This window comes from Corynebacterium sp. NML98-0116, assembly GCF_001767255.1.
Taxonomy (GTDB): Bacteria; Actinomycetota; Actinomycetes; order Mycobacteriales; family Mycobacteriaceae; genus Corynebacterium; species Corynebacterium pseudogenitalium.
The window spans coordinates 1,324,407-1,337,087 of the sequence record NZ_CP017639.1; the positions used below are offsets into that span (position 1 = coordinate 1,324,407).

The 12,681-nt window shown below is 57.6% G+C and carries 14 protein-coding genes; 1 reads left to right on the top strand and 13 read right to left on the bottom strand.

Annotated elements, in window-relative coordinates; genetic code table 11:
• Positions 1–31: 31 nt before the first annotated feature.
• Positions 32–2,236 carry a 1,4-alpha-glucan branching protein GlgB gene (gene glgB, locus BJP05_RS05945; protein WP_205634827.1) on the top strand — a complete coding sequence of 735 codons (2,205 nt, stop codon included), beginning with the start codon at positions 32–34 and terminating at the stop codon, positions 2,234–2,236.
• Between the two features lie 56 nt (positions 2,237–2,292).
• Here the strand turns inward: glgB and BJP05_RS05950 are convergent, their stop codons facing one another.
• The 13 genes from BJP05_RS05950 to atpB form a co-directional block, all read right to left on the bottom strand.
• Positions 2,293–3,171 carry a tetratricopeptide repeat protein gene (locus BJP05_RS05950; RefSeq protein WP_070362606.1) on the bottom strand — a complete coding sequence of 293 codons (879 nt, stop codon included), beginning with the start codon at positions 3,169–3,171 and terminating at the stop codon, positions 2,293–2,295.
• 3 nt (positions 3,172–3,174) lie between these two features.
• Positions 3,175–3,480 carry an MTH1187 family thiamine-binding protein gene (locus BJP05_RS05955; protein ID WP_070362607.1) on the bottom strand — a complete coding sequence of 102 codons (306 nt, stop codon included), beginning with the start codon at positions 3,478–3,480 and terminating at the stop codon, positions 3,175–3,177.
• Positions 3,481–3,490: 10 nt separating this feature from the next.
• Positions 3,491–3,778, bottom strand: coding sequence for a hypothetical protein (locus BJP05_RS11435; protein ID WP_071573411.1), 288 nt, complete (start codon positions 3,776–3,778; stop codon positions 3,491–3,493).
• A gap of 15 nt (positions 3,779–3,793) precedes the next feature.
• Entirely contained in the window at positions 3,794–4,486 is a 693-nt protein-coding gene (nucS, locus tag BJP05_RS05960) for an endonuclease NucS (protein WP_070362608.1), read from the bottom strand.
• Between the two features lie 45 nt (positions 4,487–4,531).
• A complete protein-coding gene (locus BJP05_RS05965) occupies positions 4,532–5,005 on the bottom strand; it encodes a DUF2550 domain-containing protein (protein ID WP_070362609.1) in 474 nt (157 codons plus the stop codon).
• Positions 5,006–5,174: 169 nt separating this feature from the next.
• Positions 5,175–5,549 (bottom strand): F0F1 ATP synthase subunit epsilon, encoded by a 375-nt coding sequence (locus BJP05_RS05970; protein ID WP_070362610.1) that lies wholly within the window; start codon positions 5,547–5,549, stop codon positions 5,175–5,177.
• A 9-nt stretch (positions 5,550–5,558) separates the two neighbouring features.
• Positions 5,559–7,052: a F0F1 ATP synthase subunit beta gene (gene atpD, locus BJP05_RS05975; RefSeq protein ID WP_070362611.1), complete on the bottom strand. Its 1,494-nt coding sequence runs from the start codon at positions 7,050–7,052 to the stop codon at positions 5,559–5,561.
• Positions 7,053–7,055: 3 nt separating this feature from the next.
• Positions 7,056–8,030 carry a F0F1 ATP synthase subunit gamma gene (locus tag BJP05_RS05980; protein WP_070362612.1) on the bottom strand — a complete coding sequence of 325 codons (975 nt, stop codon included), beginning with the start codon at positions 8,028–8,030 and terminating at the stop codon, positions 7,056–7,058.
• Positions 8,031–8,082: 52 nt separating this feature from the next.
• Positions 8,083–9,753 (bottom strand): F0F1 ATP synthase subunit alpha, encoded by a 1,671-nt coding sequence (gene atpA / locus BJP05_RS05985; protein ID WP_070362613.1) that lies wholly within the window; start codon positions 9,751–9,753, stop codon positions 8,083–8,085.
• A 9-nt stretch (positions 9,754–9,762) separates the two neighbouring features.
• Positions 9,763–10,596: a F0F1 ATP synthase subunit delta gene (locus BJP05_RS05990; protein WP_070362614.1), complete on the bottom strand. Its 834-nt coding sequence runs from the start codon at positions 10,594–10,596 to the stop codon at positions 9,763–9,765.
• A gap of 5 nt (positions 10,597–10,601) precedes the next feature.
• Complete coding sequence (locus BJP05_RS05995; RefSeq protein ID WP_070362615.1) at positions 10,602–11,171, bottom strand: F0F1 ATP synthase subunit B; 570 nt, start codon at positions 11,169–11,171, stop codon at positions 10,602–10,604.
• Between the two features lie 47 nt (positions 11,172–11,218).
• Entirely contained in the window at positions 11,219–11,461 is a 243-nt protein-coding gene (locus tag BJP05_RS06000) for an ATP synthase F0 subunit C (RefSeq protein ID WP_070362616.1), read from the bottom strand.
• Positions 11,462–11,567: 106 nt separating this feature from the next.
• Entirely contained in the window at positions 11,568–12,362 is a 795-nt protein-coding gene (atpB, locus tag BJP05_RS06005; protein WP_070362617.1) for a F0F1 ATP synthase subunit A, read from the bottom strand.
• Between the last annotated feature and the right edge of the window lie 319 nt (positions 12,363–12,681).

Genomic DNA, 12,681 nt, shown 5'->3' on the forward strand with positions numbered 1-12,681 from the left:
CCGCGACCAAACAGACGCTAGAAAGATCATTATGTCTGCAAATTCAGTCAACCCAGCACTGCTGATCCCGGCACACGATCGGCACCGCCTCCTCGAATGCAAGCACCACGCACCGCACGACTTCTACGGATGGCACGCAGCACCCGAGGGCTCCCTCATTCGCACCCGATTCCTCGGCGCAACGAACGTCGAGTTACTCATCCACGATGAGATCCGGCAAATGCAGTCCCTTGGCGACGATATTTGGGCGATCGGCTTGACCGACACCACTGCGCCCGACTATCGCTTCAAGGTGCACTACCCCGAGGGCGACCCGGTGACCGTCGCCGACGCATATCACTTCCTGCCTACACTCGGCACGCTCGACCTGCACCTGATTAGCGAAGGCCGCCACGAGCGTCTCTGGGAGGTGCTCGGCGCCAACGTCCGTACCTACGAGACGACGCTCGGCACCGTCACTGGTACCTCGTTCGCTGTATGGGCCCCGAACGCACAGGGCGTAGCCGTCGTCGGTGACTTCTGTGCATGGAACCCAAACCAGTACCCGATGCGCGTCCTCGGTTCGACTGGAGTGTGGGAGATCTTCATCCCGGGCATTGAGGCAGGCACCACGTACAAATTTGCAGGACAGACGTCCGACGGCCGTCGCATCGACAAGGCCGACCCTCTGGCGAAGCAAACGCTGACACCTCCAGAGACCGTCTCCGTGGTTGCCGCCCCTTCCGAGTTCAAGTGGACAGATGAGGATTGGGCGCAAAAGCGCTGCGAAGCAGACCCGACCAACTCCCCAATGAGCGTCTACGAGTGCCACGTCGGCTCATGGAAGAAGGGCGCAACCTTCCAGACGATGCGCGACGAGCTCGTACCGTACCTCATGGAAAACGGCTTCACCCATGTCGAGTTCCTCCCGGTAGCCGAGCATCCATTCGGTGGCTCTTGGGGCTACCAGGTCACGGGGTACTACGCTCCAACCGCCCGTTGGGGAACTCCAGATGATTTCCGCGCACTCGTCAACGACCTACACGCAGCAGGCATCGGGGTCATCGTCGACTGGGTGCCAGCCCACTTCCCGAAGGATGACTGGGCACTCGCCCGCTTCGACGGCACCGCCCTCTACGAGCACCCCGACTGGCGCCGTGGTGAGCAGAAAGACTGGGGCACCTACGTCTTTGACTTCGGACGCAACGAAGTTCGCAACTTCCTGGTCGCTAACGCCCTGTACTGGTGCGAAGAGTTCCACATCGATGGCCTCCGCGTCGACGCCGTCGCATCAATGCTCTACCTCGATTACTCCCGCCAGCCTGGCGAATGGCTCCCGAACCAGTTTGGTGGGCGCGAAAACTGGGACGCCGTCCAATTCCTGCAAGAGATGAACGCAACGGTTCACCGCAACCACCCAGGCATCGTGACCATCGCGGAGGAGTCTACTGCTTGGCCAGGCGTGACCGCTATGACGGAAAACGACGGCCTCGGTTTCTCCCTGAAGTGGAACATGGGCTGGATGAACGACACCCTCGAGTACTTCTCTCTCGACCCGATTCACCGCTCATACCACCACAACGAAATCACGTTCTCACTGGTCTACGCGTTTTCCGAGCAGTACGTCCTGCCGTTTAGCCACGACGAAGTAGTCCACGGCAAGGGCTCCCTCTGGCAGCGCATGCCAGGCGATGACTGGAACAAGGCTGCAGGCCTTCGCACGCTCTTCGGCTATATGTTCTCCCACCCAGGCAAGCAGCTCCTCTTCATGGGCTGTGACTGGGGCCAGACCACCGAGTGGGACGAAGCGAACTCAATCAACTGGGATAATATTTCCGACGGCTGGGGCCACGAGTACCACCGCGGTATCCAGCAACTGGTTCGCGACCTCAACCGAGTGTACGTCGACACCCCTGCGTTGTACGCGCAGGACAACGTGCCTGCCGGATTCCAGTGGGTCAAGGGCGACGACTCACAGCACAACATCCTCGCCTACCTCCGGTGGGATACCGAGGGCAACCCTGTGTTGGCCGTCATCAACATGTCCGGTTCTTCGCAGCCGCACTACCGGATCGGCCTACCAGTCGACGGTGAGTGGGAACTACTCATCAACACGGACGCAGGTGTCTACGGTGGCGCTAACAACGACCTGCCACACACCGTGCATAGCGACGACGTCGAGTGGGATCGATTCCCGCACTCGATCGAGCTGCACGTCCCAGCGATGAGCGCACAGCTGTACAAGCTTCGCCGCTAAATCAACAAAGCCCGGGCCTCAGAAGTTCCTGCAGGTCCGGGCTTTTGCATGTTTCGTTAGAACAGTGCACTCGCAAGCTTCGTACGAGCGGACAATACTCGCGGATCGCTGGCGTCGAAAAGCCCGAAGAGCTCGAGCAGTCGCTCTTTCGCCTCCGGTGACTGCTTGACCAAGCCCAACAGACGGTCGAATGCTTTCTCAGGCGCACCGGACACGAGCTCAGCATCAGCAGCCACCAGCTGTTTCGCGACATCGTCAGGGTGCTCCGCAGCATCAGCAATAGGATCAACCGACAAGTTCGCAGGGTCAAGCCGCTTGACGACGGCCACCGTCGCCTTCGCCTGCGCAACCTCTTTGTTACCAGGCTCCTCGCTCAGCATCGCATCGTAGATAGCCGTAGCCTGATCGAAATCACCTGCCTGCATCGCACGAGCTGCCTCTTCCAAACGCGGGTCCTCTGCTGGGGCAGCATCCTCAACGGGCTCCTCGTCTAGGCCCTGCAACTGCCTGCCAACGTTGCTCACCAATGCCTCGAGCCAAGGCTTCAATTCTTCCTCCGACTGATCCCCCTCGAAGCTCGTCAGTGGGCGCCCAGCAGCAAGCGCGAGCGTAGTCGGAACAATCCGTACACCAAGCGCCTGCGCGATCTGCGGAGTGGCATCAGCATCAACGTATGCGTACGCGAATCCTCGCTGACCGGTAGCCAACTTGGTCAACGTCGCCCGTAGCGACTCCGAATCAGCTGAACGCGCACTACCGACATGAACGACAACCGGAATCTGCATTGAGCGCTGCAGTACCTTGGCTTCCAAATCTGCCTCAGTAACCGTAAATACTGGGACAAACCCCTCGCGCTGCATTTCCTCGCGGGCCTCCGCTTGCTTCGCTACCTGAGCTAAATCAACGGCCCCTGCCGTAAATTGTGGTCCTGTCACGTCCTAGTTCTCCTCAAGATGCTTGTTCAAAGACTCCATCTTCTGGTGGAGCATATCTGTAAACCCACGGCGGATATCCGCCTTAATCACCAGCGAAACACGTGGAGACACTTCCTCCACCGCTTGCGTCGCACGCTTAATAACGTCCATGACTTCGTCCCATTCACCCTCAACCGTGGTGAACATGGCTGTCGTCTCATTCGGCAGCCCCGATTCACGAACTACTTTCACGGCGCGTGCCACGGCCTGCGACATCTCCGCGTTCGGCGTGTCAGTGACGGCTGGTGCTACTGAAAATGCTGCAATCATGCCTCATACCCTACCGCCTCGACCAACAATGTTTATGCCAGTGCCGACGATCATCCGCCCCGCGCCCCACTTCTTTCGGCCACGCAACGACATGGGCTACTCCCGGAGGAATGTTCTGATTACATCCCGGGCACACGTAGAACTTCCGCGCTGCGGAAGAGCCAATCTGTCGCACTTTGTAGATCTCACCATGCGTCCACCGCGGCCCTTCCATTTCCTGGGTGCCGATAAAGGTGGACCCATCCCGCGGGAGTATATAGCTCGGCTGGATGTTTTGACGCCGATTTCTTCGCGGCACTGCTACATCGCTCCTCTAGAACAGGCGCAGCTCATCTGATTCAATTCCACGCAGGTCGTCATAGTCCAGCACAATACAGCGAAAACCACGATCTTCCGCGAGCGTGCGGGCCTGAGGCTTAATCTCCTGCGCAGCGATCACACCCTGTACTGGACGAAGTACGCTATCGCGGTTAAGCAGTTCAACATACCTGCTGAGCTGCTCGACGCCGTCGATCCCTCCCCGGCGTTTCACCTCAACGGCAACTGTCTTGCCGTCTGCATCCTTGGCGAGCAGGTCAACTGGGCCAATCGCCGTCGGATACTCACGGCGGACGAGCGTAAACCCATCGCCGAGCGTAGAAATATGCTCAGCCAACAGCTCCTGTAGGTGCGCTTCCACCCCGTCCTTCACAAGACCTGGATCTTCACCGAGCTCCACGTTGGTATCAGACACGATCTCCTCGACCGTTATGCGAAGCTGTTCGCCTTTTGGGTTCTCCACGATCCACAACTCGTCCCCCGTGTCTTCCCCATCAATATCCACGACGGCTTGTTCACGTATCGTGCACGGCGGTGTCATCCAGTTCAGTGGTTTATAAGCACGGTCGTCTGCGTGGATCGACACAGACCCGTCAGCTTTCATCAAAATAAGGCGAAGCGCAGACGGCAAATGCGCATCGAGACGACCAACATAATCTACTGAACAGCGAGCAATGACAAGACGCATGGATACTAGGCTACCGGTCGTGTCATTCTGTACGGAATTATCCCGCTAGTAGCGCTGATCGCGGCCGCGGTCACGCAGCGCACGCCGACGCAGCGCCTCGTAATCAACCTTTTCCTGCCGCTCATCAGGTGCAGACTCAATCCATGAAATCAACGCCATCTGCGCGCGCTTCTGGCCCGCGAATTCAATATCGCCATCGGCACCGTGCAGCAGTACGGCTTCCTTAATCCCTGGCATGAACGACTGCTCTTCTTGACTCAGCGCTCGCATTCCCTCGAAGCTGGTCTGGGTGCGCTCAATGCACATGTCGTACTGGAATGACAAGGACCGCAGTTTATAAAAACGGAGCTCCTCCGCGTGATAGATTAGCACACCGTGGCGCCAACCGTGGACCCCGGTGGCCGGGAGTTGTCGGAACAGGCCTATCGCGCCGGAGTTGCGGAACATTAAAAAGCGCCACACGCACACAGTGATAACAAAGAACACAAAGAACAATGCCACGTACAGTAAAACGATCACATTGCACCTCTGCTTCGTTCAAACCGACCTTGATGAAAGTATGCGCTTCATTTTAGCGACCTTCGCTGCCAGTGCAAGCAACGAAGAAACGGAAAGCCCCGCTGCTAAAACAGCGGGGCTTTACAAGGTTGAGCGTGGCGCTCTACCTTCCTCCTACGCGGTGACCGCGTTAGCGAGATTCACTGCGACGGACGGCAGCAAGCTCGGCCTCTGCACGAGACTTCGCGAGTGCGTCATCAATGTTCTGAAGCTCTGCCTGAGCTTCATCACGATTCACTTCGTGGGCGAAGATGGCGTAATCCGCAAGAATGGTCACTTTGTCACCTTGCACGGAAAGGAACCCACCCTGGACGGCGGCGACGATGCGCTCGCCGTCGATTGGGCGGATGGTCACGACACCATTGTCCTTGAGCTGACCAAGGATGGGTTCGTGGCCAGGCAGAATGCCGATCTCACCTTCGGTAGTCTGAGCAGTCACGATGCTTGCTGGACCCTTCCAGAGCAAACGGTCTACCGAGACTAATTGAGCGGTAAGTTCAGCCATTATTGCCTCCTAGCCCTGCAGCTTCTTGTAGGCAGCCTCAACGTCATCCAAGCCACCCAGGCCGTTGAATGCCTGCTCTGGGTATGCATCGAATTCACCGTTGCACAGCTTCTCGAAGGCATCGATGGTCTCCTCGAGAGGTACGTAGGAGCCCTCGTCGCCGGTGAACTTCTTAGCGACGAAGAAGTTCTGGCCCAGGAAGCGCTCGATCTTACGAGCACGCATAACCGTGACCTTATCCTCTTCGGAAAGCTCGTCCATACCGAGAATTGCGATGATGTCCTGCAGTTCCTTGTTCTTCTGCAGAATACCGATAACTCGCTGTGCAACCTCGTAGTGACGCTCGCCAACGATACCTGGCTCAAGGATGCGCGAGGTCGAGGTCAGCGGATCCACTGCTGGGTAAATACCCTTGGAAGCAATGGAACGCGAAAGCTCGGTCGTCGCGTCCAGGTGAGCGAAGGTCGTGGCCGGAGCCGGGTCGGTGTAGTCGTCAGCCGGAACATAAACTGCCTGCAGCGACGTAATCGAACGGCCCTTGGTCGAGGTAATGCGTTCCTGGAGAACACCCATCTCGTCTGCCAGCGTTGGCTGGTAGCCCACGGCCGATGGCATACGACCCAGCAGGGTCGAAACCTCAGAACCAGCCTGGGTGAAACGGAAGATGTTATCGATGAACAGGAGCACGTCCTGGTTCTGAACATCGCGGAAGTACTCCGCCATGGTCAGGCCGGACAGCGCGACACGCATACGAACCCCTGGCGGCTCATCCATCTGGCCGAAAACAAGGGCCGTATCTGGAAGAACGCCCATGTCCTCCATCTCGAGGAAGAGGTCCGTACCCTCACGGGTACGTTCGCCGACGCCGGCGAACACGGAGGTACCGGAGAACTCGCGTGCAATACGCGTAATCATCTCCTGGATGAGAACTGTCTTACCGACACCAGCACCACCGAAGAGGCCAATCTTGCCACCCTTCACGTAAGGGGTAAGCAGGTCGATGACCTTAATGCCGGTCTCAAGGATCTCGGTCTTACCTTCCAAGTCCTTGAACGCTGGTGGCTCGCGGTGGATGCCCCATCGCTCACCACCGACGCCGACCGATGGGTCGTCCAAGCACTGACCAAGCGCGTTAAACACGTGGCCCTTGACCTGGTCGCCAACCGGAACGGAGATCGGATTGCCGGAGTCGCGTACCTGTGCGCCACGAACCAGACCGTCGGTTGGTGCCATGGCGATCGTGCGGACGAGGCTGTCACCCAAGAACTGGGCCACCTCAAGCACGATGGTGCGGGACATTTCGCCGAGGTCGATGTCAACCTCAAGCGCGTTGTACAAAGCGGGCAGCTCGCCACGCGGGAACTCCACGTCGACGACTGCGCCGATGACGCGCACGACGCGGCCATTCTCAGACCCTGCCGGGTTCTGAGCGAAATCGGACTCATTCTGAGCCTGACCCGTTGGCTCCTCGCCGAGCTCGTCGTAAGAGTGAGCAGTAGTCATGATTTAGTCACTTTCTCCACTACCAGACAGCGCGCCAGCGCCGCCGATAATCTCGGTGATTTCCTGGGTAATTTTTGCCTGACGGGCTTGGTTAGCCTCACGGGACAAGTTGTTCGCCAATTCGGTCGCATTGTCCGTAGCGTTCTTCATCGCCGTACGACGTGAAGCGGACTCCGCTGCAGATGCCTCCAAGAAAATCGAGTACAGCGAGCGAGAAACATACGCCGGAAGCAGTTCGTCCATCAGCGTATCCGCATCAGGTTCGAAATCCATGTCCGGTTGCACATCCCCGCTTGTGGTGAGCATGTCTTCCTGCTCGTACTCGTAATCCTCAAGCACCGGCTCAATTGGGAGCAACTGGTGCACCCTGGCTTCTTGTGTCAACATCGACACAAATTCTGTGTACACCACGTGTACCTGGTCGAAGCCACGAACCTCCTGACCCTCAGGGCCGTGCAGGCCCTCGCGCCACTTAGCGGTCCCTTCAGAGCTCGCCATGAAGCCGTCGATCAGGTGGCGACGAACGTCGTGGGTCGCTTCCCACGAAGGCTTCTGGGACCAACCGGTCCAAGAGCCTTCGACCTCCATATCGCGGAAACGGTAGTGGGTTACGCCCTTACCGCCCGTGATGTAGCGGACGACTTCGTAGCCAGCTTCCTCAAGCATGCGCTCGAGCTCTGCTGCCTTCTTCAACACGTTGTGGTTATACCCGCCGGCCATACCGCGGTCTGATGTGACCACGAGGACTGCTGCGACTCGACCATTCTCACGCTCACGGAGCATGGGGTGATCGAGGGAGCTCGCAGCTGCGAGGCGTTCCATGACGTCTTTCAACTCGTCGGCATACGGCTTTGCCGCTTCGACGCGCTGCTGTGCCTTGGTGATCTGCGAAGTCGCGATCAGCTCCTGGGCTTTAGTGATTTTCTTCGTGGAGTTTACGGACCTAATACGGTCACGTAGTTCGCGAAGTGTTGCCATGGTTTACTCTCCTCCCTTCCTATATGTAGACGTTTACGTCTTGTTCCAAGAATTACTTCTTGGGACGGCCGACGTTAAGGGTATTTTTCTTGACCTCACGCTTGTCCAGCGGATCCGCCTCTGGCTCGCGCACGATGTGCTCACCGGTGGAGGACTGGAACGAGCGAGCGAAGTCATCATTGACGCGCAGCAGCGTCTGCTTGCTCGTATCGTCGAGCGCAGCGCCACCGGAGATCTGTTCGTAGACTTCCGGAGCGACGGAGCGAATGTGCTCCTGCAGCTCGAACTCGTAGCGACGCACGTCTTCGACGGGAACGACGTCAAAGGCGCCTTCGTTTGCAAGCCAGATAGATACGATCTGGAACTCAACAGGCTGCGGAGCGTTCTCCGACTGCTTGAGGAGCTCTACGAGACGCTGACCGCGCTCGAGCTGGCGCTTCGAAGCTGCATCGAGGTCGGACGCGAACGCAGCGAACGCTTCCAGGTCACGGTAGGCAGCAAGGTCGAGACGCAGGTTACCTGCAACCTTCTTCATACCCTTAGTCTGCGCAGCGCCACCGACACGGGACACGGAGATACCCACGTCAATAGCCGGGCGAACACCCTGGTTGAAGAGGTCGGACTGGAGGAAGACCTGGCCGTCTGTAATCGAGATGACGTTGGTAGGAATGAACGCACCCACGTCGTTAGCCTTCGTCTCGATGATCGGCAGTGCGGTCAACGAGCCTGCACCCAGCTCATCGTTGAGCTTCGCAGCACGCTCCAGCAGACGAGAGTGCAGGTAGAACACGTCACCTGGGTATGCCTCGCGGCCTGGTGGACGACGCAGCAGCAACGAGATGGCACGGTATGCCTCTGCCTGCTTGGTCAGGTCATCGTAAATCACCAGCACGTGCTTGCCCTGGTACATCCAGTGCTGGCCCAGCGCTGCACCAGAGAATGGTGCGAGCCACTTGAAGCCTGCGGAGTCGGATGCAGGTGCAGCCACAATCGTGGTGTACTCAAGCGCGCCGTGCTGCTCGAGGGTTGCACGAACGCCAGCGATCGTGGAGCCCTTCTGGCCCACCGCGACGTAGATGCAACGAACCTGCTTCGACGGATCTCCGGTCTCCCAGAAGTGCTTCTGGTTCAGGATCGTGTCGATGCAGACTGCAGTCTTACCAGTCTTACGGTCACCAATGACGAGCTGACGCTGACCACGACCGATTGGGGTCATGGCGTCAATAGCCTTGATACCGGTCTGCATTGGTTCCTCAACCGGCTGGCGGTCGAGAACGCCTGCAGCCTGCAGCTCAAGCGCGCGCTCTTCGTTGGATTCAATTGGACCAAGGCCGTCAATTGGCTGGCCCAGTGGGTTAATAACGCGGCCGAGGAATTCCTCCCCAACCGGGATGGACAGAACTTCGCCTGTCCGCTTTACTTGGTCGCCCTCGGTGAGGGTCTCGAAATTACCCAGAACCACGACACCGATCGAATCGGTCTCAAGGTTCTGTGCGACGCCAATGACGCCGTTCGGAAACTCGAGCAGCTCATTCGTCATGCATCCTGGCAGCCCGGAAACCTGGGCAATACCATCTGCAGCCGAAGTCACCACGCCGACCTCCTCACGGGAGGCCTCCGCGGAGTAGCTCGAGGTGTAGTTCGCTATCGCGCTACGGATCTCATCGGAGGAGATCGTCAGCTCCGCCATGTTCTTCCTGCTCTCGGTAGTTTGTTCCAGCATTATCTCTTACTAAAGGGTCGCGTTGGCGAGAAGGTCGGTGCGCATGCGGTTCAACTTACCGCGCGTCGACCCGTCAATCAGTTCATCGCCGACTCGGATGGTCAGTCCACCGAGGAGGCTGGGGTCAACCTCAGAATGGATCGCCATCTCACGACCGTAAATGTTCTCAAGTTTCTGTGCCAGTGCATCGCGCTGCGCATCAGAGAGCGCCTGTGCGGTGACCACACGTGCCACGGCCTTCCCACGCAACGCGGCGACGTCAGCTGCCAGAGCAGCGAGATCGTCTACCGGGTGGTGTTCTGGACGGCCAATGACCTGCAAAGCTAGCGCTTCAGTAACCGTGGTGACCTTGCCGTAAATGACATTCGCAAGCAGACCGCGCTTCTGTGCGGCTGTAGCGGTTCGGTCGGAGAGAAGCTGAGTAAGCTTCCGCTCCTTCTCAAGCAAGGTGGAGAGTTGGTACAGCTCGTTTTCGACCTGCTCCAACTGCCCTTGAGCCTCCGCGCCCTTCATCAGCGCGCGTCGACCTAGGTTGATCAGGCCTGCGCGGAACTCGCGCGGGTTTGACCACTCCTCGGAAGCTGCTGCAGCAAGGATCTGTGCCGTAGGCTCTGCCACCTTGGCACCGAAAACATCGTTGATGATCCCGCGACGCTGCGCGGCATCAAGCGAGTTATCAGCGACAGCGATGCGCAGTGCACGCTCGGCGTCCAGCTGATCCACGGTCAGGAACAGTTCCGTACCAAGCTGCAATGCAACAGCAACGGTGTCCCCTGCCCCTTGAATCAGCTGATCAAGCTGCTCAGAAACTTTTGTTTGTGCTTCGCGACTAGCTGCCTTCATTTCGCCTACTTCCTCGTAGAAACGTTGTCGAGTTCGGCGAGGAAAGCATCAATCGTGTTCGAGCGGCGGGTATCATCCGAAAGCTCGGTACCCAGCAGACGCTCTGCCAGACTGATGGAGTTCTGACCCATCTCGTTGCGCAGTTCAGCGACGACCTGCTCGCGGGAAGCCAGAAGCTGCTTTTCGCCTGCTTCAACAATTCGACGAGACTCTTCCTCAGCGCGCTCACGAAGTTCTGCCTGAATCTCCTTGCCCTTTGCCCGGGCAGCTTCACGGATCTCAGCAGCTTCGGCACGTGCCTCAGCGAGTTCAGCGTTGTTCTTTTCTAGAGCAGCCTTAGCCTCGGCCTGGGCAACCTGAGCACGCTCAATGCCGCCCTTGATTCGGTCTTCGCGCTCCGCCAGTACTTCCTGGAACTTCGGAAGGACAAACTTCCAGAAGAGCAAGAACACGATGACGAAGACAACGGTCGACCAAACCACGTCGTACATGGCAGGCAGGAGAATGGACGGCTCCGTCTCAAGCGGAAGCTTCTCTCCCTCTGCCAACACGAAAATATCGTTGACGTTAGTCATTGGTTGCTCCTGATCTAAAAAGTGTACGTGGAATTCGTGAGTTCTTTTTAGAACAGGAAGCCTGCAACGAGGCCAATCAGGGCAAGTGCCTCAACGAAGGCGATACCCAGGAACATGGTGGTACGCAGCTGGCCGGCCATCTCTGGCTGACGTGCCATACCCTCAACGGTCTTACCGACCAGCATGCCGATGCCGATACCAGGGCCGATGGTAGCGAGGCCGTAGCCGATGGTGCCGAGACCGGTGTATTCGGTAGCGGCTGCTGCCTGAGCAAGAATGATGTCGTTCATGTGAAAGTCGTTCCCTTTCTTGGTGTTTGCTTGCAACGCTTCCTGCAAACAAACGAGTGACAATTTGTATGGGGTTTATTCAGTTTGACCAGTAGGTTGCGCTTTGTTAGTGCGCGTCTGCATGCAGCGACAGTTCGATGTACACCGCAGTCAACAGAGCGAAGATGTACGCCTGCAGGAAGATAATGATTAACTCATACAGGGTGAACAGCAACGCCGCGATCAGGGTCAGCCCTGACACACTCGTCCAGGCCGAGATCTGCCAGAAGAAGAAGTTCGTAGCAGAGTACAGCAGAACGAGAATGATGTGGCCAGCCAGGAAGTTCGCCATAAGACGAAGTGCCAGCGTGACCGGACGCAGAATGAACGTCGAGAAGAACTCGATCGGCACAACAAGGAAGTGCAGAGCGAACGGCAACCCAGGAATCACGGTCGAGTGCTTGAAGAAGGCAACGCCGTAGCGCTGCACGCCCGCGTAGATCATCGCGATGTAGGCGACAACGGCCAACACAATCGGCATACCGATACGTGCGTTTGGCGAGATGTTGAGGCCAGGGATGATCGTGGCGACATTCATGAACAGGATCGTGAAGAAGATTGTCGCGATTACCGGCAAGAAGCGCCGGCCCTCTTTCTTCCCCAGCGTGTCTTCGGCGATGTGGATGCGGACGAAATCCACGCCCAACTCACCGATATTCTGCAGACCCTTAGGAACCAGTTTTGGCTTCCTAAAAGCAATAACAAAGAGGACCACCAGTACTGCCGCCATGAACAGGCGAACCAGCATGATACGGTCCAGCGCGAACCAGCCATTGGCGAAATCTTCACCAATAAACTGGTCGAACGTGTGCCCCGGGAAAAATTCTGGACCCAATTGGGGTGCGTGGAATGTACCCTTCATGGCCAAAGTTGTAACGCTCAGCGTTCTCTCCCGTTCTCGGGCCGCACTTAATGTGCGGTGCGATGGACGTCTCCAACAAGCTGTCTCCGTGGCGGACTCCGTCGCACATCTTCTACCACGGGACAGGGGATGTATTTTCGTGCTTCTTCCAGCGAAAAATAAGGAAGCAGCAAACCTTAACTAACCCGCCCGATACTTTAACAGGTCACAGCGTATTTTCACGCTTTAGGGGGTCTTCCAAAGCTTCTTCTGAGCATTTTTCGGTACCACGCCATTAAATATGGCTGGTACTGGCGTTTTCACCTAAAATGTTACTTCC